Here is a 26138-nt window from a genome sequence, read left to right as displayed (position 1 = left end):
ACGTGTTATTTCCGCTCAAACATCAGGATCATGTTGTTGGCGGGCAGATCGAAGGTGCCGGCCAGTTTCAGGCCGACACTCCCGGCAAGCTGTTCGAGATCGGCGATGTCGCGGACGCCCCATTTCGGATCGCGGTCGCGCAACGAGGTGTCGAACACCGCGTTGCTGAGCGCGGTGTGCTTGCCGTTCCGCTTGAACGGACCATAGAGGAACAGCCGCCCGTCAGCGCGCAAATGGCGCGCGGTGCCGGCGAACAGCCCCTCGGCGACGGGCCACGGCGCGATGTGGATCACGTTGGCGCAGAAGATCGCGAGCAGCCGGTCCGGGCCGCTGCCATCTGATGGCGCGGGAGACCACGCCGGATCGGACAGATCGATCCGTTGCGGCGGCCGGATGTTGGCGAAGCCTGAATGCGCGCGCCAGGCTTCGATGCTTCTGAGATGTGCTGAGTGGAGGTCGCTCGGCCACCAAATGATGTCGGGCGTATGGCGTGCGAAATACACGACATGCTGGCCGGTGCCACTGCCGGCCTCCAGCACATCGCCGGATTGACTGGCGAGGAAACCGTTCAGCACGGCCCAGATCGGCTGATGGTTGCGGTGGAACGCGGCGGCATCGAGCCGCCCGTCCGCCTCGACCGGGCTGCCATCCTTGCCGAACTCCACCACAAATTCCGCCACCGCAATCTCCTTGGGTCAGCCGGTTGTAGACCGCGCAGCGACATTGGGCAAAAGCGGAACCGGCATGGTGCGAATACTACCTAACCCGTCATCCTGAGGAGCGCATCTTCGCGCGTCTCGAAGGATGCACGGCCCCGCTGGTGGCCGTCGACCCTTCGAGACGGCCGCTTCGCGGCCTCCTCAGGGTGACGGGTATGATTTTGCGTACGCGGACAACCATGAACCGCCGCGTCCCCACTGCCATTCTGCACATTGCCAGCCGGTGGCCTTTGTGCTTTCCACCTTCTATATTGCGAAGAGATCATCGAGATATAAGCCCGGGAAACGCCTTTGATCGCCAACTTCTCCAAGCCAGCCCTCACCCTGGCGCTGCTGGCAGGCGCAGCAGTGGCCGGCCCAGCGCAGGCCCAATCGGCCGCCGAGGGCCAAAAGCTCGCCTTCGACCGCGGCAAGGGCAATTGCCTGACCTGCCATGTGATCAAGGGCGGCGACCTGCCCGGGACGATCGGCCCGGAGCTGACCGGCCTCAAGGCCAAATACAGCCGCGACGATCTGATCGCGATCGTCACCGACGAAACCAAACGCAACCCGCTGACCGTGATGCCGCCGTTCGGACGAAACCGGATCTTGTCCGAGCAGGAGATCAGCGCGGTGGTGGATTTCCTGCAAACACTGTGACGCCGCGACGGTCGCTTGAGGAGATTTTTGGAATGAGCACCACGACCAGAGAGTTTTCCGAAACGCGCCGCCTGGTGCTGAAGGGCATCGGCGTCACCGCGCTGATCGGCCTCGGCGTCATGCCCTTCGACGTCCCGCGGGCGCTGGCGGCCGCGAACGACAAATATCCTGAGGACGCATTCAAGCAGAAGAGCGAGGCCGACGCGATCAAGGCGCTCTATGGCAGGACCGCCGAACCATCCGACAAGGTGAAGATGGATGCGCCTGAAATCGCCGAGAACGGTGCGGTCGTGCCGATCTCGGTCACGACGACGCTGTCAGACGTGACATCGATCTCGTTCCTGGTCGCGGAGAATCCGAATGCGCTGGCGGCCAGCTACAAGATTCCGGCGGGCACGCTGCCGAGCGTCGCCAATCGCCTGAAGATGGCCAAGACCACCAACGTCACCGCGATCGTCGAGGCCGGCGGCAAGCTCTACAGCACCACCAAGGAAGTCAAGGTCACCGTCGGCGGCTGCGGCGGCTGAACTCAAACAGGGAAGTGTCCGATGGCTTCAAGCATTCGTGTGCGCGCGACCGCAAACGGCGACACCACCGAGGTGCAGGCGCTGATCCAGCATCCGATGGATTCCGGCTTCGTCAAGGACGCGCAGGGCAATTTGATCCCGCCGCATTTCATCCAGGAGCTGACCTTCGAATATGACGGCAAGCCGGTGTTCGTCGCCGACTGGGGGCCGGCGGTCTCCAAGGACCCCTATGTGAAGTTCGCATTCAAGGGTGGCAAGAAGGGCGACGATCTCAAGATCAGCTGGGTCGACAGCAAGGGCGCGACCGACACCACCACGGCGAAGATTCAATGATGCTGCGCCTGACGATCCGCGCCGCTGCGACGCTTGCACTGGGCGTGCTGGCACTCGTGCCGGCCGCACGCGCGGCAGATAGCATCGATCCCCTCGCCGACAAGGCGGCGTTCCAGAAATTCTACACCGACAAATTCCCCAAGCTGAAGCTCGAGGATTTCGTCAACGGTCCGTATTCGATGAATGAGGACCTGCATAAACAGTGGGTGGAGAAAGAGGACTTCCCGCCCTACGAGTTCTCGCTCGAGGCGGGCAAGGAGATGTTTTCAAAACCGTTCAAGAACGGCAAAACCTACGCCGACTGCTTCCCGAACCAGGGCATCGCCATCCGCCAGAACTATCCTTACTTCGACGAGAAGGAGGGCAAGGTCGTCACGCTCGAGCTGGCGCTCAATCGCTGCCGCGAGGCGAATGGCGAGGCGCCGTTCTCTTATGTGAAGGACGACATGGCAGCGCTCACCGCCTACATGGCCTATACTTCGCGCGGCAAGCCGATGGACATCAAGATCCCGAACGATCCGCGCGCGCTGGACGCCTATCAGAAGGGCAAGGAATATTTCTACACCCGCCGCGGCCAGCTCAACTTCTCCTGTGCGACCTGCCACGTGCAGAGCCCGGGCGAGCGGATCCGCGCCGAGGTGCTGGCGCCGGCGCTCGGGATTCTGAACGCGATGCCGATCTATCGTTCGGAATGGTCAGGCATGGGCACCACCAGCCGCCGCTTCACCACCTGCAACAGCCAGATCCGCGGCGTACCGCTCAATCCGCAGGACGACGAGTACCGCAACCTCGAATATTATCTGTCCTATGTCAGCAATGGTCTGCCGATCTCCGGCCCGGGAGCGCGGCCATGAGAGCAATCTTTGCGGCATCCGCCCTGCTGATCGCGGCGGCGACCACCGCCTTCGCCGCTTCCGAGGCCGACTACAAGGCGGCCTATGCCGCGGCTGATGCCGCCAACAAGGAAGCCGGCGCCTTGCGCAATCAGTGGACCACGACGGCCTCGACGCTGTCAGCGGCGAAAAAGGCCGGCGACGCCGGCGACTTTGATGGCGCGATCGCGCAGGCCAAGGAAGCCGAAGCATTGGCAAAGGCATCGATCTTCCAGGCCACCAGCGAAAAGGAACGCTGGAAAGACATGGAAATTCGCTGACGCATAGGAGTTAGCACTGGCGGAAGGGTTCCCTCCCCCCTTGTGGGGGAGGGTTAGGGAGAGGGGTAAGCCGCACGGGCGGTGTTCGTGGCTTACCCCTCTCTCCAACTTCGAGAGCGAGCTCCGCTCGCCTCGGACCCCGCAAGGGGGAGAGAGCCCTACCACCGCCCGCGTGGCCTTGAACCAAATGCTGGGAGAGTGATGAGAATCCGCCGCCGGGATTTCCTGAGAGCAACGGCAGCCGCAACGCTGACGGCCGGCCTGCCGCGCCTTGCGCGTAGTGCCGAGACGAACGGCGTCTACGATCTCGAGCGCTTCGGCAATGCGCGCATCCTGCACATGACGGATACCCATGCGCAGCTCCGGCCGGTGTTGTTCCGCGAGCCGAGCGTCAATCTCGGAGTCGGTGCGATGACCGGCCAGCCGCCGCATCTGGTCGGCAAGGCGTTCCTCGACCGCTTCGGCATCCGGCCCGACAGTGCGGACGCCTATGCCTTCACCTGCGCCGGGTTCGAGAAGGCCGCCGGCCGCTTCGGCAAGCTCGGCGGCTTTGCGCATCTGAAGACTCTGATCGACAAACTGCGCGCCGATGTCGGCGAGCGACGTGCGCTGCTGCTCGATGGCGGCGACCTCTGGCAGGGCACTGGCCTGTCCAATGTCATGAAGGGCGCCGACATGGTCGAGGCCGCCAATCTGCTCGGCATCGAAGCGATGACCGGCCATTGGGAATTCACCTATGGCGAACAGGCGCTGCGCGACAATCTCGCTCGCTTCAAGGGCGAGTTCCTGGCGCAGAACGTGTTCCTGACTGAGGAAGCCGCCTTCAACGACGCCAAGGCATTCGATCCGGCCACACGCCGCGTCTTCCAGCCGTCCACGATCAAGGAGATCGGCGGCCACCGCATCGCGGTCATCGGCCAGGCCTTTCCCTACGTGCCGATCGCGCATCCCAAGCGCTTCACGCCGGACTGGACCTTCGGCATCCGTGACGAGGAGTTGCAGAAGCTCGTCGACGGCCACCGCAACAACGATCACGTCGAGGCGGTGATCCTGCTGTCGCACAACGGCATGGATGTCGACCTCAAGCTTGCGAGCCGCGTCACCGGCATCGACGTGATCCTCGGCGGTCACACCCATGATGCGATTCCGTTGCCGATCACGGTGACCAATGCCGGCGGCATCACGCTGGTCACCAATGCCGGCTCGAACGGCAAATTCCTCGGCGTGCTCGATCTCGACCTCGCCAAGGGCAAGGTCGCCAACGTCCGCTACAAGCTGTTGCCGGTGTTCTCGGAACTGCTGAAGCCCGATCCGGCGATGCAGGCGCTGATCGACAAAATGCGCGAACCGCATGCCGACGACTGGAGCGACAAGCTCGCCTCCGCCGACCGCCTGCTCTACCGCCGCGGCAATTTCTCCGGCACCGTCGATCAGTTGATCTGCGACGCGCTGCTCAACGAGCTCAATGCCGAGATCGCGCTGTCGCCCGGTTTCCGCTGGGGCCTCACCACGCTGGCCGGCCAGCCACTGACCATGGAAGATGTGCTGTCGGAAACCGCGATCACCTATCCCGAGACTTACGTTTCCGCGATGACCGGCGCCCAGATCAAGGACGTACTGGAAGACGTCTGCGACAATCTGTTCAACGCCGATCCCTATTACCAGCAGGGCGGCGACATGGTCCGCGTCGGCGGCCTCGCCTACACCTGCACGCCAGCGGAAGCCGTCGGAAAACGCATCTCCGAACTCAGGCTCGCGAACGGCAAGCCGCTCGAAGCCGGCAAGAGCTACAAGGTGGCGGGTTGGGCCTCCGTCAACGAACAAAGCGGCGCGCCCGTGTGGGATGTCGTCGCCAAGCATCTGCGCGCTGGCCGGCCGCCGAACCGTGACGAGCCGGCCGTGACACTGAAGGGCGTCGAGGACAATCCAGGCATAGCGAGGCACGGATGATGCGGCGCTTAACCACCACCGCGCTTTGCTTCGCGCTGATTGCGCTCGCTGCGCCCGTCGTCCGCGCCCAGCAAACACCGTTGCTCCAGGACAAACCGTTCGCCGAGCACAAGATCGTACTGCAGCTCTCCGACAGCGATCCGAAGAAGCAGGGCCTCGTCATCAGCGTCGCCAACAATCTGATGAAGCACTACGATCCGGACAAGGTCGCGATCGAGATCGTCGCCTTCGGTCCGGGTATCGAGCTGCTCAAGCCTGACAATCCGAACCGCAAGCTGGTCGAAAGCCTGGTCGCGCAGGGCGCACGGGTCGACATCTGCCTCAACACCGTCGACACCATCGAGCGCGAGACCGGCAAGCGGCCGGATTACATTCCGGCCGCCACCCCGGTGCAAGTCGGTGTCGCGCAAATCCTGCTGTTGACCGAGAACGGCTACACGCTGGTTCGTCCGTAAGGAGTTTTTCGATGTTTTGCCGCATTGCCACCGCTGCCGCGCTGTCGCTCGCGCTTGCCACCAGCGCACTTGCCGCCGACAAGCCGCATCACATCGCGATCCAGGTCGACCAGAACGACCCGCAGGTGATGAATCTCGCGCTCAACAACGCCACCAACGTGATCGAATACTACCGCGCGAAGAACGAAGACGTGGACATCGACATCGTTGCCTATGGCCCCGGGCTGCACATGCTGCGCAGCGACACGTCACCGGTGCAGGACCGTATCAGGCGGCTCAAGGACATGGTCTTCCCCGGCAAGATCCAGTTCTCGGCCTGCAACAACACCAAGCAAGGCATGGAAAAGGCCGAGGGCCACGCGATTTCGGTGGTGCCGGACGCCACCATCGTTCCGTCAGGGGTGGTCCATCTGATGGAACTGCAGGAGCAGGGCTGGAGCTACGTCCGGCCCTGAGTCCGGAAATCACAGAGCAAAATCCGTCATCCTGAGGAGCCGCGCAGCGGCGTCTCGAAGGATGCACGGCCGAGCTGCGTCCAGACCTCCCCGCAGAGACACACTGGCCGTCGGCCCTTCGAGACGGTTGCTTCGCAGCCTCCTCAGGGTGACGGGGATAGGGCTTGCTCCGGGGATGGATTTGCTTTGAATCGACCCTATATATGGAATAATATCCTCTCCAAGACTCGATTTGGAGAACGAGCGAGCCGCCATGATCTTTCGTCAGCTCTTCGACAGCGTTTCCGGCACCTACAGCTATCTGCTCGCAAGCCGGGCCGGCGGCGAGGCGCTGATCCTCGATCCCGTGCTGGAGAAAGCCGACCGCTATTGCAAGCTGCTGCAGGAGCTCGACCTGCGGCTGGTCAAGGCGGTCGATACCCATCTGCACGCCGATCACGTCACTGGATTGGCCGAGCTGCGCGACCGCACCCAATGCATCACCATCATGGGCGAGCAGAGCAAGGCCGACGTGGTGTCGATGCGCGTCGCCGACGGCGACAGGGTGACGATCGAAGGCCTGTGCCTGGAGGCGATGTACACGCCCGGCCACACCGACGATTCCTATAGCTATTTGATGGGCGATCGCGTGTTCACCGGCGACACGCTGTTGATCCGCGGCACCGGCCGCACCGATTTCCAGAACGGCAGCGCGCGGGCGCAATATGATTCGATATTCAATCGCCTGCTCAAGCTGCCGGAAGAGACCATGGTATTCCCCGCACACGACTACAAGGGCGATACCGTCTCCACCATCGGCGAGGAGAAGCGCTACAATCCGCGACTGCAGGTCAAATCGATCGACGACTATGTCGAGCTGATGGACAACCTCAATCTGCCGAACCCGAAGCTGATGGATGTCGTGTTACCGGCCAACATGCATGTCGGCCTGCACCAGGACGAGCTCGCCAGGGAAGGCCTCGCGCTGTCAGCATGCGACGCCATCGCAAGCCTCGGCCGACCCGACATCCTGCTGGTGGATCTGCGCGAGAGCGGCGAGCGAACAAAACACGGCATGCTCCCCGGCGCGCTGCACGCACCCTATCCTGCGATCTGCGACAACCTGCGGCCCGGCGGCATGCTGCGCGAGGTCGCCGCCGCAACCGGCCGCCGCGTCGTGTTCTTCTGCGCCTTCGGCGAACGCTCGGCGATGGCCGTGGCCGCCGCGAAGAAGGCGGGCCTTGCGAATACCGCGCATATCGAAGGCGGCGTCGACGCCTGGAAGAAGGCTGGTGGACCGGTGGTGCGGGGGTGATGGTGTAGCCTCAATCGCCGTCATTGCGAGCGAAGCGAAGCAATCCATCGCTCCGCAAGCGGAGGTATGGATTGCTTCGTCGCTATCGCTCCTCGCAATGACGGCAGAAAGAGCTACCGCGCCACCCGCTGCAACTCCGCCGTCAGCTTATCAAGCGCATCCGCCAGCATCACGCCGCCGCATACGGTGAGCCGCTCCGGCAGCACGATGCGCTTGTCGGGTGGATAGAAGCGCTCCAGCGCGGGATGCAGCAGGAAGGCGCGGCCGTCATCCTCGGCACGATCGCCCGCCTCCGACACCAGGATGAAATCCGGCCGCAGCTTCACGATCGCCTCCAGCGAGGCAAATCCGCCCGTATCCAGACCGAGTTCGCCGGCGGCGTTGACCAGGCCGGTTTGCGTCAGCAGCGAGCTGACCAGGCTGTCCGCGCCGGACACCCAGCCGCGCCGCGCCAGCGGCAGTACACGATAATGATGATCGGTTACCGCCGCCCGCGCGCGGGCCATCGCAGCATCGAGGCGCGCAATCTCGGCCGACGCGCGATCCGGATGCTGGACTACGTCGCCCATCTCGCGGATCTGGTCCTTCACCTCGTCCAGCGTGCGCGGCACCGTGAATTCGACGAGATGCAGCCCCTTGGCCTTGAGCAGATCGCGTGTCGTGCGCTTGTCGAACAGGCTGACCACGACAATATCGGGCTTCGCGACCAGCACGTCCTCGGCGCCGCCGGACAGAACCGGATAGCGCCGAGCCTCGCCCGCTGCCCAGGATTGCCAGGTGTCGCGCGAGAATTTGCTGAGGCCGAGGATCTGGTCCTGGTCGGCCAGCGACAACAGCAACTGGTCGCTGCAGACATTCATGGAGACGATGCGCGGGCCTGTGGCCTGGGACGCGCCGCATGACAGCGCCCAGGCGGCAACTGCGAGCGTTGCGAGCCGCGCACCCATCAAACATCCGCCCATGGCACGATGACGGCTTCGCTCTGATACTCGGCGCGATAGGCGCTGATCCGGAACACGTCGGCCATCACGGCTTCCGACAGCGCCTCGGTCGGCGCGCCCTGCGCGGCCAGCCGCCCTTCCGAGAGCACCAGCACATGATCGGCGAAGCGCGCGGCGAGCCCGAGATCGTGGGTGACCACGATCACCAGAACGCCCTTGTCGGCGACGCTGCGTAAATTCTGCATCACGTCGATCTGGTGACGCGGATCGAGCGACGCGGTCGGCTCGTCGGCGAGAATCACCGGCGCTTCCACCGCCAGAACACGAGCCAGCGCGACGCGGCTGCGTTCGCCGCCGGACAGCTCGGTGACGCGGCGATCGCCGAACGCCATCACATCGACCGCCTGCATCGCCCGCAGCACCGCCTCCATATCTCTGGGCGACAGCCGCGCCGGATCGGTCGCGCCATGCGGATAGCGGCCGAGGGCTACGATGTCTCGCGCCGGCAGCGGCCAATGCACCATGTGGCCTTGCGGCAGATAGGCAAAGCGCTTGGCGCGCTCGCGCAGCGACAGCGAGGACAGCGCGTCGCCGCTAATCCTGATCTCGCCATCGGACGGGATCAGCCCGGCCAGCGCACGCAGCAACGTGGTCTTGCCCGCGCCGTTCGGTCCAACCAATGCAACCAGATGACCGGACGACAGCGACAGCGAGATGTCGTGCAGCACCTTTCTTTTGCCGAGCGACGCATTGAGACCGGTTGCGGAGAGCAGCGTCATGCCACGCCTCCGCCGAGCGCGCGGCGTTCGCGCATGATCAGATAAAGGAAGAACGGCACGCCGATGATCGAGGTCAGCACGCCGACCTTGATGTCCGAGGTCGAGGGGATGATCCGAACCGCGATGTCGGCCGCGAGCAGCAGCGCCGAACCGGCGAGCGCGCTCGGCACCAGCAGGCGCGCCGGATCGTGGCCGATCACCGGGCGCATCAGATGCGGCGCGACCAGGCCAATGAAGCCGATCGTGCCTGTGACGGCGACCGCGCCGCCGACACCGAGCGCTACGCCTGAGATCACCAGGAGCCGCAGCCGCCCGACATCGACGCCGAGGCTCTGCGCGGCCTCTTCGCCGAGCGTCAGCGCGCGGAAGGCACTGGCCTGGCTCAGCAGGATGACCGCACCGGCAATAATGAAGGGCAATGCCAGCGCGACATGCTGGAAGCTGCGGTCCTCCAGCGAGCCGAGCAGCCAGAACGCGATCTCCAGCACCACGAACGGATTGCTGGAGAGGTTCATCACCAGCGCGGTCGCAGCACCCGCGAAGCTCGAGATCGCCAACCCCGACAGGATCAGGATCAGCAGCCCCGCATTGCGGCCGGCGATCGCCAGCAGCGCGAACACCGAGACGAAGGCCGCAATGATCGCGGCCACCGGCAGCGCGTAGGAGCGCACGTCGGCCAGCCCCAGTGCGATCACCAGCACGGCGCCGAACGCCGCAGATTGCGGCGCGCCGAACAGCGACGGCGAGGCCAGCGGATTGCGCAACAGGCCCTGCAGCGCCGCGCCCGACAATCCCAGAATGCCGCCGATTGCGAACGCCAGGATGGTGCGCGGCAGCCGGATCTCGCGCACGATCACCTGCGCCACATCGGTAGCCCCGCCGAACAGCGCCTCGATCACCGCGAGCGGCGACAGCCGCACCGGCCCGATGCCGAGCGAGATCAGCACCAGCACAACCACGAGCGCGGCGAGCGCCGCAGTCGCGCCAAAACGCCGCCGCGCCGCGACCTCGGCCGCCAAGGCAAAATCCTGCACGCTCATCGCGCCATGCTCATACAGCGATTACAGTGGCAGACAAGCGACACTCGACAAAAACCGTACCCCCTCCACCGTTGCCCCACTTCCGCCGGGATTGACTCGGTTTCCAGCCGCCCCCTAGATGAACAAGACGGTTCCTGAATTGGGATCAAAAGGGAATGCGGTGCGGGGAAACTCCCCTAGGCCGCGGCTGCCCCCGCAACTGTATGCGGTGAATCCTTTGTCATATGCCACTGGGAAACTCGGTCCTGGGAAGGCGACAAAGGGTATCGACCCGCGAGCCAGGAGACCTGCCGTCAGCCGTGGTCACACGCGATGATGTCGGTCGGGGAGTACAGACATTAGCTTCACCTGATGCGCCGAGGCGCGGCGGTGAAACTGGTTCGCGGTGACGTGCCACTGACGTCGACCGAGGTCCAGACTATGTTTTCCATCCTTTCCGCCCCGCGGCATCGCGCGCTGCTTCTTGCGTCGACGATGATCGTGCCGGCCCTCGGCGCGACATCCGCGCTGGCGCAGCAGGCGTCGCAGGCCGCGCCTTCCGATCAGCTCCCCCCCATCGAGGTCACCAAGCCGGGCGACCAGAATCTCACCCGTGCCAAACCGACCGCTGACGAGACACCGGCTCAGCGTCGCCCGGCCCCGGGCGACACGCAAACCAGCAACACGGGCACCGGGACGGGAACGAGCACGCCGTCGACGGGCGCGGGCACCGGAACCGGTGGCACAGCCGGCGGCGGACGTCAGTTCTCCGCCATTGTCGGCGCGTCCTCGACCGTGATCACGGCCGACGACATCGCGCACTCACCGGTGCACACACTGTCCGAGATCATCGCGCAGGTGCCTGGCGTGCAGTTGCAGTCGTTCTACGGCGGCGTGAACGGCGCCAAGACGTCGGTCGACATCCGCGGATTCGGCGCTTTCGCCGCCCCGAACGTACTCATTCTCATCAACGGGCGCCGGCAAACTGACATCGACCTGGCGGGTTTCGATCTTTCGACGATCCCGCTCAATTCGATCGAGCGCATCGAAATCACCCGCGGCAACAGCGGCGCCGTGCTCTACGGCGACAACGCGGTCGGCGGCGTGGTCAACATCGTCACCAAGACCGGCGTCGGCGGACCACCAGTGTCGATCAAGGCTGAAGGCGGCGTCGGCTCGTTCAACCAGCGCATGGCCGAAGTCTCGGCCGCGGTCAATTCCGGGCCATGGTCGACCTCGTTCTATGGCAACGGCGTCAAGTCCGACGGCTACCGCGCCAACAATGCGCTCGACCAGCGTAACGCCGTTGGCAACATCAATTACACGACCTCCGACCTCTCCGCGTTCCTCACCGTCACGGGAGGCGATCAGAAGCTCGGCCTCCCCGGGGGCAGGTTGGTTGATCCATCGATCGGCCTCAACGAACTGGCGACCGACCGCAGGGGTACCAGCACGCCGTACGACTATGGCAATCAGCAGACCGCCGGCGTCACCACCGGCTTCACCAAGACCTTGATAAACGGCGTCGACCTGATCGTCGACGGCGGCTGGCGGCAGCGCGACACCCAGAGCGGCTTCTTCGGCTCGACGCCGACGATCAGCTTTTCGTCGACCTACAACGATGCCGCGCTGCAGACCTGGTCGATCACGCCGCGCCTCAGCATAAAAAATACGGCCTTCGGGCTGCCGTCCTCGATCCTGACCGGTATCGACTATTACGACACGACGTTCCGTGAGTCGCGCGGCGCCTTCCAGGGCGTGGACCCCTACCACATCTACAACATCGACCAGCAGCAACTGGCAGGTTACTGGCAGCAGACCATCGGGCTGCTGCCGACCACCGATTTCTCGTATGGTGCGCGGGTGGAGAACACCAACGTCTCGGCGCGGGATCGCTACGACCCGAACGCCCCCTTCGCCTTCGACGCGCAAGCAACCCCGCTCAACAGCAGCGAGACGCAATATGCGGCGCATATCGGTGTCGAGCATCGATTCGACGACACGTTCTCGGTATTCGGTCGCGCCGCGCGCGCGTTCCGCACACCCGGCGCCGACGAACGCGTTGCATCGGGTCCCTCGTTCGATGCGTTCTTCAATCCGCTGCCGCAGAACTTCCAGCTCAAAACCCAGACCTCGGAAGACGTCGAGGGCGGCTTCCGGGTCAAGACCAACCGCTTCCAGGTGCAGACCAGCGTCTATGTGATGGATCTCGAGAACGAGATTCAATTCAATCCAGTGCTGTTCTACAATGTCAACCTTGATCCGACCCGCCGCTACGGCTCAGAGACCAGCGCCTCGCTCAAGGTCAGCGACACCGTGACCTTCCGCGGCGGCATGGCCTACACCCGCGCCGTCTTCCGCGAAGGCATGTACGCCGGCAACGACGTCCCGCTGGTGTCCCGCTACACCGGCAATGTCGGCATAACCTGGAATATCTGGCAGAACTATCTGGTGTTCGACGGCACGCTGCGCGCCTGGAGCTCGCGTATCATGGACAACGACCAGGCCAACACCCAGAGCCGCATCCCCGGCAATGCGACCGCCGATATCAAGCTCAGCGGTCAATATGACCGCTTTTTCTGGTCGCTCAGCGTGAACAACCTGTTCAACGCGCTGTACTACGACTACGCGATCGCGAGCAGCTTCACGGCGGGCCGCTTCTCCGCCTACCCGCTCCCCGGCCGGACCTACATGGTGCGGGCCGGCGCGACGTTCTAAGCTGCGCTGCGCGGCGGGAGCACATCCCGCCGCGCCGTCTCCTCGCATTACAAAGCGCGCGAACAGGCGTAGGATCGTCGGCAATCGATCGCTCGCGCAGGGGAAACGCATGGGCAAGGCCGGCAAGAAGAACGAGGGCCGTGACAAGGCCGACGACAAATCGAAAAAGCCTCCTCCGCCGTCACCGCAGGCCGACGAAGATTACGAGGATGGCGACATAGCGACGCCGAAGCGCGACCGCTATGACGACGATGACGAGCCGTTGTAGGCCACGGTGCTCACCACAGCGTCGTCCCGGCGAAAGCGGGATCCATAACCACCGCTGCCGATTGTCGATACAGGTTGTGGCCCCAGCCAGATTCCACAATCACCATCTGTGGTTATGGGTCCCGGATCGCGCTTCGCTTGTCCGGGACGACGGGAGGAAAATCCTCGCTCTCGATCATCTGGATACTCGCACGATCGAGCAGATGCGCACCGAAGCCACCACGCGCGAGGCGGGTTGCGATCCGGGGCGATGCCAGCAGCAGCATCGCTGTCATTGCCAGCGGCACGGCGCTGAGCCAATCGAGCCGCACAGGCGTCAGTTCCTCGGTGCTGCCCTGATAGGCACCACGGCCCATCATCATTCGCCCGCATTCCCTGACGATGCCGCGCCGCGTGCCGTCACGCGACGCACTGCCGAGCAGCGCCTGCATCGCAAGATGCGTCCGCACGCCCGTGCGGCTCTCGGCAAGCGGCACGGGAACCTCGCCGCGCGAGACGCGCAGCAAGACATCGACGAGATCGGTGCCGGCGCGATACGCGTTGAAAGGCTCGACCAGCCGTGGATTGCAGTCGATCAGAAGCGGCGTGCCGCTGTCGCGCGGCATGACGACATCGACCGACAGTGCACCATGCCAGCCGAGATGCGCGCCGATTCGCTCGAGTGAGGTGCGGATGACGGGTCGGCTTACGCTCTGCTTGATCGCCTCGCCGCCGCCGATGCCGGCCGCGACTTGCTGGTAGGCGTGGAAGCCAAGCAACTTGCCGCGGCAAAACACCGACTGCGCCTTCTCGGTGATGCCGGCGATGAGATCCTGCACCAGCACCTCGCCGGCAAAATCCTCGGCCGCTTCGAGATCGTCAAGCGCGCGATTGAGATCGCCGGCGTCGCGCACGAACCAGACGCCGCGGCTGGCGGTGCCGACCGACGTCTTGACCACGGATGGGAACCGGACCGCCTCTCGCAGTTCATTGGCCGACCTCACGATCCGGGTCGGCGGCTGGGGCAGGCCGAGTTGATCGAGCAGCCGGCTGAAGCCGGCCTTGCCGTGCACGGTGCGGTAGGCGGCGAAATCCGGCAGCGCCAGCGCCACGCGCGATGCGAGCTGCACCCCGGCTCGGGCGAACAGAAAGCCCTGTTCGTGGGTCGGCAGCAGCACGTCGAAATGCTGCGACGCCAGCAATTGCTCGACGAAGCGCAGGAAGCCCGCCGGATCGCTGCGCAGCCCGGGACAATGGTGGAATTTGCGGACAAAGCGGGAGTAGCGCGCCAGGCACCAGCGCGAGGGATCGCAGACCTCGACATGATGGCCGGCCAGCCCGACGATCGTGATCGCCTCGCGGGCGGAGGTGCTGGACCCCTCTGGCACGAGCACCCGGAGCGGTTTGCTGGCGTCGATCATGGCCGATCATCGCCTCGGCGCCGGATTTTGTCGCCGCCTTTGGTGCCGCATGTGTCGATCCGGCACCCGCATCGGGGGCAGCCATGCAGCGGCGTTTATGGACAATTAGCCGCCAGCCTCTATTTTCGCCCCGCCCTGCCGGGCCGTTACGAAACAGGGCTTTTCTCAGATATGGTCGACGTTCTGGTTGCACCGCAACAAGCGAAATCCGACAGCGCGCTGCGCACGCTGACGGGGATTTCGATCGCGCATTGGGTCAGCCATTTCTACATTTTCGTGTTCCCGATGCTGTTTCCGTTCCTGAAGGAGCAGCTCGGCGTCGGCTACATCGAGCTCGGCTTCGCGCTGACCGTGTTCGGCCTGGTCTCCGGCCTGACCCAGGCGCCGATCGGCTATCTCACCGACCATTTTGGCGCGCGGAAAGTGCTGCTGATCGGCCTTGCCGTCGGTGGCTGTGCGCTGATCGGGCTCGGCCTGCATCTGAGCTATCCCGCGCTGATCGTCAGCGCCGTGGTGCTGGGGCTCGCCAACAGCGTCTATCATCCGGCCGATTATGCGATTCTCTCCGCGCATATGGACAACGCACGGATGGGCCGGGCGTTTTCGATCCACACCTTTGCCGGCTTCCTCGGCGGCGCCGTCGCGCCCGCGATCATGCTGGCGCTTGTCGCGACGGTCGGTGGCCTCGGCGCGCTGATCGTGGCGGGTGCGATCGGGCCGCTGGTGGCGTTATTGCTGATCGCGATGGGCCTGCCCGATACCAGCGCTGCCGAGCGCAAGGCGGCCGGCGCAGAAGCGCCGAAGCAGAACATCCTGACGCCAGCCATCATGATGCTGACGATATTCTTCATGCTGCTCGGCCTGTCGAATGCCGGCATCAGCAATTTCGGCATCGTGGCGCTGATGAGCGGTTATGGCGTCGATCTCGCGACCGCCAATGTCGCGCTGACGGCCTTTCTTGCCGCCAGCGCCATCGGCGTGCTGGCCGGCGGCTTTCTCGCCGACCGCACCCACCGTCACGGCCAGGTCGCAGCCGCCGCGTTCGGGATCAACGCGGTGATCATGCTGGTGATCGCGGTCGTCTCTCTGCCGTCGATGGTGCTGACGGCGTTGCTGACGGTGGCGGGATTCCTCGGCGGCGTGATCACACCGTCGCGCGACATGCTGGTGCGCAACGCGGCGCCTCCCGGCGCGGCGGGGCGCGCCTTCGGAATCGTCTCCACCGGCTTCAATTTCAGCGGCATCTTTGCCCCGCTGCTGTTCGGCTGGATCATGGACCAGCACATGCCGCACTGGGTGTTTGGCGCCTCCGTGGTGTTCATGGTGCTGACCGTGCTGCTCGCCATGGTGACCGACCGCAAGCCCGCTGGCGTTCCCGCCACCGCGTAACCGCGTTTCTTCACGCGAAACAAGAAACAGGCGCATTCCAGAGCCTCATCCCCGGCGGTTGACAGCATCAGGGCGTCACCCATGATGCGTGCTAACCAAGAACAGCCACGGGATGACGCGCCATGACCTCGACCCCTGACCTCGTGATTCGCGGCGGCAACATTGCCGACGGCAAGGGCGGCGATCTCTATGAAGCCGATGTCGCCGTCACTGGCGGACGCATCAGCGAAGTCGGCAAGGTGACGGCCAAGGGCAAGGAAGAAATCGACGCAAAGGGGAAACTGGTGACGCCCGGTTTCGTCGACGTCCACACCCATTACGACGGCCAAGTGACCTGGAGCCACGACATCACGCCGTCGTCGCAGAACGGCGTCACCACGGCGATCATGGGCAATTGCGGCGTCGGCTTTGCGCCGTGCCGGCCGAGCGATCACGTCAGGCTGATCCAGCTGATGGAAGGCGTCGAGGATATCCCGGAACCGGTGCTGAGCGCCGGCATTCCATGGGCCTGGGAGAGTTTTCCGGACTACATGGAGTGGCTATCGAAGCGCAATTTCGACATGGATGTCGGCGCGCAACTGCCGCATGCAGCGCTGCGCGTCTATGTGATGGGCGAACGCGGCGCGCGCCGCGATCCCTCCACGTCAGATGACAACAGGGCGATGGCGGCATTGGCGAGCGATGCGGTGCGATCAGGCGCGCTGGGATTTTCGACCTCGCGCACCCTGAACCACCGCACCTCCACCGGCGACTACACGCCGACCTTGAAAGCTGGCGAGGACGAACTGACCGCAATTGCCGGCGCGATGCATGGCGCCGGCCGCAGCGTATTCCAGTTCGTGCTCGATCTCTCCACGCTCGACGAAGACCTGCCGATGATGCTGCGGGTCGCCGAGAACACAAAGATCCCGGTGTCGTTCTCGATCACGCAGAACGACAAGGCACCGCAGCGCTGGCGCCAGACCCTCGACACCATCGCCGAAGCCTCAAAACGCGGCCTGTCGATCACGGCGCAAATCGCCGCGCGCCCTGTGGGGCTGATGCTCGGGCTGGAATTGTCCCGCAATCCGTTCCAGACCCATCCGAGCTACAAGGCAATCGCGCATCTTCCGCTTATGGAACGCCTCGCGCGGCTGCGTCAGCCTGAGCTGCGCGCCGCGATCCTCGGCGAGCATGCGACCGCGACCGACGATCCGCTGTTCTTCCGGCCGAACTACGACAAGATGTATCTGCTCGGCAATCCGCCGGACTATGAACAGCCGCCGGAGAACACGCTGGGCGCGCAGGCCCGCCGCCGGGGCGTTCAGCCGGAGGGCCTCGCCTATGACGCGATGCTGACCGACGAAGGCCGCGGCATGCTCTACGTGCCGTTCCTCAACTATGCCGACGGCAATCTCGACGCCACGCGCGAGATGCTGCGCGATCCGAATTCGGTGCCCGGCCTCTCCGACGGCGGCGCGCATTGCGGCATCATCTGCGACGCCAGCTTCCCAACCTATCTTTTGACGCACTGGACCCGCGACCGCTCTCGCGGCGAGAAACTCTCGATCCCGTTCGTGGTCGCCGCACAATCGCGCAAGACCGCGCTGTCGGTCGGGCTCTATGACCGCGGTGTGATCGCGCCGGGCTTCAAGGCCGATGTCAACGTAATCGATTACGACCGGCTGCATCTGCATCCGCCGAAGGTGCATTACGACCTCCCGGTCGGCGGCCGCCGCCTGCTGCAGCAGGTCGACGGCTACGACGCCACCATCGTATCCGGCGTTGTGACGCAGCGCGAGGGCAAGTCCACCGGCGCGCGGCCGGGCAAGCTCGTGCGCGGCGCGCAGGGCTTGCAGTGAGCGGGACGACGTCTCGCGCTACATGATCTGCGCCGTTACGACGGCGTAGAGGATGAACACGACGCCCAGGCCCCAGACCATTGCGGGAATCTGCGCCGAGCGCCCCATGGCGACTTCGAGCAGGATGTAGCTCAGCGTCCCCAGCGCCATACCGTTGATCAGATTGTTGGTCAGAACGGTCACCAGCAGCGTCAGCACGATCGGCACCGCATTGCCGAGCTCGTTCATGTCGATGCGGGCGAGGCCCTGCATCATCAGAACGCCGACCAGCACCAGCGCCGGCGCGGTCGCCTGAGGGGGAATGATGACGAAGACCGGCCAGAACAACAATGCGAGGCAAAAGAAGCCCGCGACCGTGAGCGAGGTCAGGCCGGTGCGTCCACCCGCCTGCACGCCGGTGATGGATTCGATATAGGCCGTGACGACGGATGTGCCGAGCATCGGACCAACGATCGTCGCGGTCGCATCGGTTGCAAACGCCGCCGTGGCGTTGGGTATAGAACCATCGGGCCGGCGCAGATTGGCCGCGCCGGTCACGCCGATCAGCGTACCGAGCGTCGAGAAGAACTCGGCGCAGAGGAAATAGAACAGCAGCGGCAAGGTCACCACAAAGTGGGAGAAGAGGTAACCGACATCGAGCGCCATGAAGGTCGAGGTCGGCCATCGTGGCCAGGACATGATGGCTGATGGCACCGACGTCACCATCTTGCCGTTGGCGCCAGGAACGAACAGACCGATCAGGGTGAGGGCGGCGATCGACAGAATGAGGGCGCCGGGAACGCGCAGCGCCACCAGAACCGGCGTGAACAGCAAACCGGCCAGCGTCAACAGGACTGCCGGGTTACGCAACGATCCCATCGCAATATAGGTCGATTGGCTCTGCACCACGAAACCTGCGCCGCGCAGCGCGATGAAGACGATCAGCGTGCCGACCGCGGCCTGAATGCCGATCTTCAGCGCCTCCGGAACGTCCCTGGCGACACGTTCGCGCAGCCTGGAGAGGCTCAGGACCAGGAACAGCACGCCAGTGAAGGCGACCATGGCCAGCGCACCCTGCCAGGGCATACCCATCTGCTTCACGATCACATAGGTGAAGATGACGTTCGAGCCCATCGCCGGCGCCACCGCGAGTGGCAGATTGGCCGACAGCCCCATCAGCACGCAGCCAAAGATCGCCGCGAGCGCCGTGGCGCTGACCAGATCGGCGCGATCCATTCCAGCGTTGGACATGATCGCCGGGTTCACCGCGATGATATAGGCCATCGCCGCGAAGGTGGTCGCACCCGCCATCACCTCGCGCCCGACACTGGTGCCGCGTTCGGTCAGGCGGAAGAAGCCGTCGAGCGTGCCTGCGGCGACGGGTTTTGGCGCGGCCTGATCGGAGGCCACCTGATCGGAGGCCAGCGGCTGCGATGTGATCTCGTTCATCCCGCTGCTCCGATTGACGCCGTCACCACACCACCGGATGCGCCTGGCCGGTCTGCACGTTGATAAAGCCGAGCGGCGCCGCTTCGCATGGCGCGACCAACACCCAGCTCCACGGCGCGCAGGTCAGGGTCGCGAACATCAGTCGCTCGGGAAATCCCGGATACCAGCGCGGCCGGAAGGTCGGCTCGTACATCCAGTCGACCTTGCGTCCCTCGGCGTAGAGAGCCTGCATGTCGGCATCCAGCGCCTCGGCGGAACGGCAACTCATCAGGCCGCCAACCTCGAAGCGCACGGTGGCGGAGAGCTCTCCCTCGCGCACCAGCGCCCAGCCGCCCTGCAATTCGATGAGCGCATTGACCGCCTTGGCCATCGCGGCATCGGAGGAGCCGACGACCCAGATGTTGTGCTTGTCGTGCGCGACCGAACAGGCGACGGCAGAATCCGGCGTACGCGGTCCGCAACCGCGCCAAAACATCTTCGAGACGCGGCCGTCGCCGGAAAAGCGATCGACGATGGCAAATTTGGTGATGGCCTCGCTCTCATCCCGCTGCACGGCGCCGTCGCGCACCGGCAGATCGAGCGTGTAGAAATCGGGATGCCAGTGGAACGGCCGGATCACCGCCGCCTTCATGGTCTCGCGCCCGGGCTCCGCGGCAATCGCAAAATCCTGCGGCTCGATCTTGCGATTGACGTTGACCGTCTTCGTCGCCCAGTCGGGCCATCGAATCTCCGGCACAGGGCCGATGTAACGCGTGCCGTCCGACACAGGGGTACCGTCAGCCCAGACCTCGGCAATGCCGAGCTTGCCGACGTCAGACAGCAGCACGACGTCGCCGAACCGTCCGGGCGACAGGCTGCCGACATAGGGGGTGAGACGCATGTGCCGCGCTGGATTGATGGTGAGGCACTGGATCGCGATCTCGGGCGCAAGGCCGGCCTCGATCGCGACCCGCGCATTGTGGTCGCTCGCGCCCTGCTCCAGCGTGTGACTGGCGCTGCGGTCGTCGGTCGTGAACGCGATCTGCGACCAGTCCTGCAGCCCCTTCGCGAGCAACCAGGCGACGATCTCAGCCATGGCGTAGACGCGCAATTCGATGAACAGACCGCGCGTCAGCTTGTCCCAGGTTTCCTCCGGCGTCTGCACCTCGTGGTCGGAGGCGAGCCCCGCCGCTGCGAAGGCGTTGATCGACGGCAGGTCGCGCAGGCCCGACGCATGCCCTTCGACAACGCCGCGCGCCGCAAAGGTCGCCTCGATCATGGCCCAGATCCGTTTGTAAGACGGGTTGTCCGGATTCCACACCGCCGGCCAGTCCATCACTTCGTCGAGCCCGGTCACCATCAGGCTCTCGGCCATGAAGCCGGCCTGCTCCTTGCCGCCATACCAGCCGCCGCCCCACTCATAAGCGGTGGGCGGCACGGCGGAGCCGGGCTGCGGAAAGATCTTCAACGGCGAGCCGCGCCGGCGGGCCTCGAACCAGAATTCGAGATTGCGCGCGCCGTTGACGTTGGAGAATTCGTGGCTGGCCTCGCAGGTCCAGGTATTGCCGCGCGGCAGCACCAGCGCCGCCTCCCATTCCGGCGTCAGATGCGAGCTTTCGATGTGCTTGTGCACCTCGCCGAAGCCCGGAACGGCCGAAAGTTTCGGCCGGTGCACCCGCTCGCGGACCTCGCCGGGATAGCTGCCGGCCGGCCCGACCCAGGCGATGCGGCGGCCCTTGAAGACGATCTCCTGATCCTCGCTCCAGCTGCGGCTATGGACATCGAGCAGCCGCCCGACCCGCAGAGCGCGATCGGCCGGACGGCGGCCAAGCGCGGTCAGCACCAGATCCTGCCGGATGCGGATCTCATCGGCTGCGTTGATCAGCAGGTCGTCCGGGATCGAGCTTGCAGATGCCATGGTCGTCATCCTGCGCTTACGCTGGTTTTCCTTCGTGCCGCCGTGCGCTTGCGGGACGATTGGCCGCTGCCTTCAGCCGCCTCTTGCGCGGCGAGCGCGTCGCGGCGGCGAACGTCTTTGAGCAGCGTGGTCAGCGCCCATTCGATCGCATCCGATATCTCGGCGCTGGACATGCCGAAATCCTCGCGCAGCGCGTTCCAGGCCAGCGCATTGTTCAGATAAACCGCCAGCGCCTCTGCCTGGCGGACCTCCTTCGGCGTCAGGTGCCGGGTCAGCGGCGCCATCGCCTCGTGATGGCGTGCAATCAGGCGGCGCCGGAAGTCGACGCGCATGGCGCGGCCGACCCGGGTGAGCGCGATGGCGCGCGCAAGATGGGGGTGACGATCGAACCGCTTGCAAAGCTTGCGAAAGATGTCGGGCAGTTCGTCCGGCGAGCTGAACGGGACGTAGCCAAAGACGTTGTCCTCGATCCACTCGCCCGCGGCGGCGAGCAGGTCCGCGCGGGTCTTGAAGTGCCGGTAGATGGTGCGTTCCGCGACCTTGGCGCGCCTGGCGACATCAGACATCGGAACATCGTCGGCGGCACTCCCCTCGAGCGAGGCGACAAAGGCCGCCACGATGCGCTGGCGCGTCAACGCCGCGTATTCATCCCGCAGACCGGAGCTATGTCGTTTGACTGCACTCATGTCATAATCATGACATCAGTGAATTCGGAGCGTCAACGCCAGATTTGAGGCAACGATGCCGTGGGAATAAGCGCGGCGGGGCGGGACGCTCTCGGGATCACGCGCGGCGGCGGGTTGGGCGAGGTGGCGATGACGCCAATGTCAGACACCGTCTGGATGAGCGCAGCGACATCCGGGAATCGAGATCGCGCAGGACGACCGCCGCAAACTTCCGCCTCTCGCCCGGTTTTCCATTCCGTGGAGTTTCAATCCCGCCTTGGCTCTCCGGGCAGATTTCTATGGCTTCATCGATTCTGATGGCATCATAGAATGTTGTAAGGACCGCCGGCTGGAGAGAACAAAGCGTATACCGAATCTTCACTGCGATTGTTAACCATAACGGTCGTCACAGTTGAAACTTCGCTATTGTTGTCAGGCAGCTCGACCATGAAGCAGCCGTTCAAATTTCTCCTGGGAGCGAGACGGTATCGTCGCTCATCGCCGTCGATCGTCTCGATGGGCATCGCCGCCTGTCTTTTCGCCACAGGGCCGGTTGTGGCCCAGGCCGGCACCTCAACGGCGACCCTGAGCGTTTCGATCGTCATCACCGCGGCCTGCACGATCAATCCGGCGACGCTCATCTTTGCGTCGACGGCCGGAACCAGCCTGCTCACGACAGCCGTCAATGGAAGCTCAACGGCATCGGTCACCTGCACCAGTGGAAGTCCCTACTCGATTGCGATGGACAATGGTTCGAACGCATCCGGCAGCCAGCGTCGCATGAGCAGCGGAGCCAACTTTCTCAGCTACAATCTGTACGTCGACGCGGCACATACGTTGCCCTGGTCCACCGCGACCAACTCGACCACCTGTACGACAGCCGGCGATTGCTTTCTCGGAACCGGCAACGGCGCCGCCCAAACCATCAATATCTACGGCGTCGTCCCAACCACAGCGATCGCTCCTCCACCAGGCACCTACACCGACACGGTCACGATGACGATCACATTCTGACCGGAGGCAATCCGGATCAGAAGGCCATCATTCGGCGACCGGGCAACTTGGCCGCGTGCATAGAGAGAGCATCGGATGACAATCAGAAGCAGGCTCTTGTGGGTAGCCGCGGGGATATGCCTCGTTCTTCGGCCTTCGCTGGCCGCCCAGCTCCATGTCGAGCCGGTGCTGCTTGAACTTGGCGCGCCAGTCGCGGCCGGCGTTCTGACCCTTCGCAATGACGACGACGTCGAGGCTGTCGTACAAACGCGGGTCGTTCGATGGTCGCAGTCGAACGGCAACGATGTATTCGAACCCGCAACTGACGTTGTCGCCTCGCCACCATCGGTCACCCTGGCGCCGCGCACCGATTACGTGGTGCGGATTGTCCGGGTATCGAAGCAGCCCGTAGCGGCTGAGGAAAACTATCGTGTCATCGTGGATCAATTGCCAAGCGCCGTCAGGCAACAAAGCCGGTCGGTCAATGTCCTGATACGGCAATCGATCCCGGTTTTCTTTCGGGCACGCGATGTTCGACCCGCCAGTGTCTCCTGGACGCTGCGGCGTGAGGCTAGCAAGCTGGTTCTGACCGCAAGCAACGCCGGAAGCGAGCACCTGCGTATCGCATCGCTGCGACTCCGTAACTCGGCGGGAGCGACGATTTCATATGGAAACGGTCTGGCGGGTTACGTCCTCGGGCAGTCCGTCAAGAGCTGGATATTGCCGAGCCATCCGACGGGCTTCGACGTCAGGGGATCCATGTCGATTGTGGCGGAGAGCAACAAGGGTCCAGTGAGTGCGATCGCCCAGTCGTCAGATGGTCCGCAATAGGATAATTGCCGCTCTTATGGTGGCCGTGGTCGGAGCCGAGGTTGGTTCGGGTCCATCGTGTGCCGACGAGGAGCGGAAAAACCTGCAGCTTGACGTCGTCATCAACGGCGCTTCCATCAAGATGATCGCAAGCTTTGTCGTTCTCGATAGAAACCGAATCGGAGCTACGCCGCAGGAGCTGAAGGAAATCGGCCTGCGTCTCAGCGGGTCTCACAATCCGGATGAAATCGTCCCACTCGACGATATTCCGACCGTATCCTACGATTATCTGGTACCCACCCAGACCATTCGAATCACGGTGGATAACCGATATCGCATCGGTCAGACCTTCGACATGAGCGGAGCACCCGCCGCATCATTGGTTCGAACGCAAGCAGCCTGGGGAGGCGTCCTGAACTACGATCTGCTGAGCTCTTCCAGCGACGTGCGCAGCTTTTACGCTTCCAACGGCAATTCCCTGACTCTCGACGGCCGGGTGTTTTCGCCCTACGGGACCTTTCAACAATCGGCGATCGTTCGCTCCGGTCCCGGTCGACCGACCGATATCGTCAGGCTCGACACCTCGTTTCGATATTCCGATCAACAGAGGATGATCACCTATGTCGCAGGTGACACCATCAATGGCGGCCTCGCATGGTCGCGTCCGGTTCGGATCGGCGGGTTTCAGGCACAAAGCAACTTCCTGCTGCGACCCGACCTCGTCACCATGCCGCTTCCTTCGTTGGGCGGCAGCGCGGCGGTGCCGTCGACAGTTGATGTGTACGTCAACAACATGAAGACCTTTACCCAGGAGGTGGCCGCGGGTCCCTTCAGCGTGAATAACGTTCCGCTCATTTCCGGCTCAGGCAGCGCCGAGTTGGTGATACGCGATGCTGCGGGTCATGAAACAAGGTCGACGTCACCGTTTTATGCGTCCTCGAGTCTGCTGGCCCCCGGACTAACGGCATGGTCGGTGGAAGCCGGATTGCCTCGACTCTCCTATGGCTCGGATGCGGATGTCTATGTGAATTCGCCGATTGGCTCGGCAACTCTGCGCCGTGGGATCTTCGACTGGATGACACTGGAAGGCCACGTCGAGGCCGCGTCCGGTCTTGCGAATGGCGGAGGTGGGGCGGTTATCAGAACGGGAGCCTTCGGAGTAGCCGGCGCGGCCCTGTCGGCGAGCACCGGCAACGGAAATTCAGGACTCCAGACCTATTTCTTTTACGAGACCCGCTTGTTTGGATTGAGCATCTCGGCGAGCTCTCAGCACACGTTCGGGTCGTACGAAGATCTCGCTTCGACAACCGCCCGGCTCTCGATTTACACCGTGAATCCGCTGCAGAACTATTCCGGGTTTTTCAATTATCTATCGCCCAGCTACTTCGCGGCGCTGCCGGCCAGCAGTACCGCGGCGGCGAACGCTGCGATTTACACCAGCGCCCGGCCGCCGCTTGCGCTCGACCGAATTACGTTCAGCGCACCGCTTCCTCTCGACGAAAAAACCAATGTGAGCGCAAGCTTCATTCATTTGCTGGACTGTTCCGGAACGCTTTCGAATATTGCGACGGCGACCGTCACACGCTCATTACCGTTCAACGCATCCGCTTTCGCGACCATATTCCGTGATTTTGGAACCACAAAAAACACAGGAGTCTTTGCCGGATTGACAATTCCGATCGGTCCGTCCGCTTCGGTCTCGACCGGGGTTTCCAGGGGACCAGGCGGCATCACCGGCAGTGTCGATGCGGTTCAATCGCTCGGGCCCGAACCTGGCAGCTACGGCTGGCGGGTGCGTGAAGCCGACGGGGCGGTGACCGATCGTCTGGCATCCGTGTCTTACCGATCGAACTACGGAATGATCCAGGCGGGTGTCAGTCAGACCAATTCCGCCACCAGCGCCGCGCTGGAATTGCGCGGGTCGATTACCTCGATGGGCGGTGACATCTTTCTTTCAAACTGGGTCGACGATGGATTTGCTGTCGTCAACGTCGGAGTTCCCGGGGTGACGGTTCTCCACGAAAACCGTCCCGCCGGCGTGACCGATTCCCAGGGCATGCTGCTGGTCCCTGCACTTCGCGCCTATCAGAAAAACAAGATCGAGGTCGATCCGGTCGATCTTCCCGTCGATGCCGAGATCGAGAGCACGCACGAGGTTGTCACTCCGGCCGATCGCGCCGGAACACTGGTTAAATTTCAGGTCCGCAGTGACCGCTCGTCTGCCCTTGTAACCTTCGTACGGCCTGACGGGCGCTTTGTGCCGGCCGGAGCCAGAGGCCGAATCGACGGCGGCAATGAATTCATCGTGGGATATGATGGCCAGGCCTTCATCAGGGACCTCGGAGACACCAATCGCGCGTCGATTGAAACATCCGACGGCCCGTGTCGTGCGGAGTTCCCGTTCGCTGCGAGACCAGGCGAGCAGGTTCAGATTGCATCGGTTGCGTGCCGCTGACGGCCCGTTCC

24 protein-coding genes and 1 riboswitch are annotated in these 26138 nt (G+C 63.9%); of the genes, 16 read left to right on the top strand and 8 right to left on the bottom strand.

Translation table 11 applies throughout. The features are described 5' to 3' along the window. Window positions 1-5 precede the first annotated feature (5 nt). Entirely contained in the window at window positions 6-680 is a 675-nt protein-coding gene (locus UP09_RS24810; protein WP_044540911.1) for a DUF938 domain-containing protein, read from the bottom strand. Window positions 681-1043: 363 nt separating this feature from the next. Here UP09_RS24810 and soxX point away from each other — a divergent pair, with 363 nt between their 5' ends. From soxX to UP09_RS24765, 9 genes are all read left to right on the top strand, one after another. Next, entirely contained in the window at window positions 1044-1358 is a 315-nt protein-coding gene (gene soxX, locus UP09_RS24805) for a sulfur oxidation c-type cytochrome SoxX (protein WP_502689082.1), read from the top strand. 32 nt (window positions 1359-1390) lie between these two features. Next, window positions 1391-1885: a thiosulfate oxidation carrier protein SoxY gene (gene soxY / locus UP09_RS24800; protein WP_044540909.1), complete on the top strand. Its 495-nt coding sequence runs from the start codon at window positions 1391-1393 to the stop codon at window positions 1883-1885. 21 nt (window positions 1886-1906) lie between these two features. Beyond that, a complete protein-coding gene (soxZ, locus tag UP09_RS24795) occupies window positions 1907-2218 on the top strand; it encodes a thiosulfate oxidation carrier complex protein SoxZ (RefSeq protein WP_044540908.1) in 312 nt (103 codons plus the stop codon). Beyond that, window positions 2215-3072, top strand: a complete 858-nt coding sequence (soxA, locus tag UP09_RS24790; protein ID WP_044540907.1) for a sulfur oxidation c-type cytochrome SoxA — start codon at window positions 2215-2217, stop codon at window positions 3070-3072. The genes soxZ and soxA overlap by 4 nt, the downstream gene beginning before the upstream one ends. Beyond that, entirely contained in the window at window positions 3069-3371 is a 303-nt protein-coding gene (locus UP09_RS24785; protein WP_044540906.1) for a hypothetical protein, read from the top strand. The genes soxA and UP09_RS24785 overlap by 4 nt, the downstream gene beginning before the upstream one ends. 201 nt (window positions 3372-3572) lie before the next feature. After that, window positions 3573-5321, top strand: coding sequence for a thiosulfohydrolase SoxB (gene soxB / locus UP09_RS24780; RefSeq protein ID WP_044540905.1), 1749 nt, complete (start codon window positions 3573-3575; stop codon window positions 5319-5321). Beyond that, entirely contained in the window at window positions 5318-5776 is a 459-nt protein-coding gene (locus UP09_RS24775; RefSeq protein WP_044540904.1) for a DsrE family protein, read from the top strand. The genes soxB and UP09_RS24775 overlap by 4 nt, the downstream gene beginning before the upstream one ends. An 11-nt stretch (window positions 5777-5787) precedes the next feature. Further along, a complete protein-coding gene (locus tag UP09_RS24770; protein WP_044540903.1) occupies window positions 5788-6231 on the top strand; it encodes a DsrE family protein in 444 nt (147 codons plus the stop codon). A gap of 253 nt (window positions 6232-6484) precedes the next feature. Continuing rightward, window positions 6485-7525 carry an MBL fold metallo-hydrolase gene (locus UP09_RS24765; RefSeq protein WP_044540902.1) on the top strand — a complete coding sequence of 347 codons (1041 nt, stop codon included), beginning with the start codon at window positions 6485-6487 and terminating at the stop codon, window positions 7523-7525. Window positions 7526-7638: 113 nt separating this feature from the next. Here UP09_RS24765 and UP09_RS24760 read toward each other — a convergent pair whose 3' ends face one another. The 3 genes from UP09_RS24760 to UP09_RS24750 are packed head-to-tail and all read right to left on the bottom strand — an operon-like array spanning window position 7639 to window position 10285. Continuing rightward, a complete protein-coding gene (locus tag UP09_RS24760) occupies window positions 7639-8472 on the bottom strand; it encodes an ABC transporter substrate-binding protein (RefSeq protein ID WP_044540901.1) in 834 nt (277 codons plus the stop codon). Beyond that, window positions 8472-9245, bottom strand: a complete 774-nt coding sequence (locus UP09_RS24755; protein ID WP_044540900.1) for an ABC transporter ATP-binding protein — start codon at window positions 9243-9245, stop codon at window positions 8472-8474. Before UP09_RS24755 ends, UP09_RS24760 begins: the two co-directional genes overlap by 1 nt. After that, entirely contained in the window at window positions 9242-10285 is a 1044-nt protein-coding gene (locus UP09_RS24750; protein WP_044540899.1) for a FecCD family ABC transporter permease, read from the bottom strand. The genes UP09_RS24755 and UP09_RS24750 overlap by 4 nt, the downstream gene beginning before the upstream one ends. A 111-nt stretch (window positions 10286-10396) precedes the next feature. After that, window positions 10397-10594: riboswitch (cobalamin riboswitch) on the top strand. Between the two features lie 111 nt (window positions 10595-10705). Between UP09_RS24750 and UP09_RS24745 the strand changes: the two genes are divergently transcribed. Continuing rightward, window positions 10706-12982 (top strand): TonB-dependent receptor, encoded by a 2277-nt coding sequence (locus UP09_RS24745; protein WP_044541204.1) that lies wholly within the window; start codon window positions 10706-10708, stop codon window positions 12980-12982. A gap of 109 nt (window positions 12983-13091) precedes the next feature. After that, window positions 13092-13250, top strand: a complete 159-nt coding sequence (locus UP09_RS38190) for a hypothetical protein (protein ID WP_197082735.1) — start codon at window positions 13092-13094, stop codon at window positions 13248-13250. Between the two features lie 112 nt (window positions 13251-13362). Here the strand turns inward: UP09_RS38190 and UP09_RS24740 are convergent, their stop codons facing one another. Then, on the bottom strand, window positions 13363-14649 hold the full coding sequence (locus UP09_RS24740) for an ATP-grasp domain-containing protein (protein ID WP_044540898.1): 1287 nt from the start codon (window positions 14647-14649) through the stop codon (window positions 13363-13365). 171 nt (window positions 14650-14820) lie between these two features. On the opposite strand from UP09_RS24740, the gene UP09_RS24735 reads away from it, so the two are divergent. Next, window positions 14821-16038, top strand: a complete 1218-nt coding sequence (locus UP09_RS24735) for an MFS transporter (protein WP_044540896.1) — start codon at window positions 14821-14823, stop codon at window positions 16036-16038. 122 nt (window positions 16039-16160) lie between these two features. After that, window positions 16161-17879, top strand: a complete 1719-nt coding sequence (locus tag UP09_RS24730) for an N-acyl-D-amino-acid deacylase family protein (protein ID WP_044540895.1) — start codon at window positions 16161-16163, stop codon at window positions 17877-17879. Window positions 17880-17897: 18 nt separating this feature from the next. Here the strand turns inward: UP09_RS24730 and UP09_RS24725 are convergent, their stop codons facing one another. The 3 genes from UP09_RS24725 to UP09_RS24715 are packed head-to-tail and all read right to left on the bottom strand — an operon-like array spanning window position 17898 to window position 21890. Continuing rightward, the gene (locus UP09_RS24725; protein ID WP_044540894.1) at window positions 17898-19307 is read right to left on the bottom strand and encodes an NCS2 family permease; all 1410 of its coding nucleotides are present in this window, start codon (window positions 19305-19307) and stop codon (window positions 17898-17900) included. 22 nt (window positions 19308-19329) lie between these two features. Then, window positions 19330-21204 (bottom strand): adenine deaminase, encoded by a 1875-nt coding sequence (locus UP09_RS24720; RefSeq protein ID WP_044541203.1) that lies wholly within the window; start codon window positions 21202-21204, stop codon window positions 19330-19332. Between the two features lie 5 nt (window positions 21205-21209). Next, window positions 21210-21890, bottom strand: a complete 681-nt coding sequence (locus UP09_RS24715) for a TetR/AcrR family transcriptional regulator (protein WP_044540893.1) — start codon at window positions 21888-21890, stop codon at window positions 21210-21212. Between the two features lie 426 nt (window positions 21891-22316). Here UP09_RS24715 and UP09_RS24710 point away from each other — a divergent pair, with 426 nt between their 5' ends. From UP09_RS24710 to UP09_RS24700, 3 genes are all read left to right on the top strand, one after another. Continuing rightward, window positions 22317-22883 (top strand): Csu type fimbrial protein, encoded by a 567-nt coding sequence (locus tag UP09_RS24710; protein ID WP_052833201.1) that lies wholly within the window; start codon window positions 22317-22319, stop codon window positions 22881-22883. Window positions 22884-22958: 75 nt separating this feature from the next. Continuing rightward, window positions 22959-23693, top strand: a complete 735-nt coding sequence (locus UP09_RS24705) for a fimbrial biogenesis chaperone (protein ID WP_044540892.1) — start codon at window positions 22959-22961, stop codon at window positions 23691-23693. 16 nt (window positions 23694-23709) lie between these two features. After that, complete coding sequence (locus tag UP09_RS24700) at window positions 23710-26127, top strand: fimbria/pilus outer membrane usher protein (protein ID WP_052833200.1); 2418 nt, start codon at window positions 23710-23712, stop codon at window positions 26125-26127. Window positions 26128-26138: the final 11 nt, after the last annotated feature.

Origin of the sequence: Bradyrhizobium sp. LTSP885, from assembly GCF_000938305.1 — a bacterium.
Classification (GTDB): Bacteria; Pseudomonadota; Alphaproteobacteria; order Rhizobiales; family Xanthobacteraceae; genus Bradyrhizobium.
This window is presented reverse-complemented; position numbering and strand designations above follow the sequence as displayed.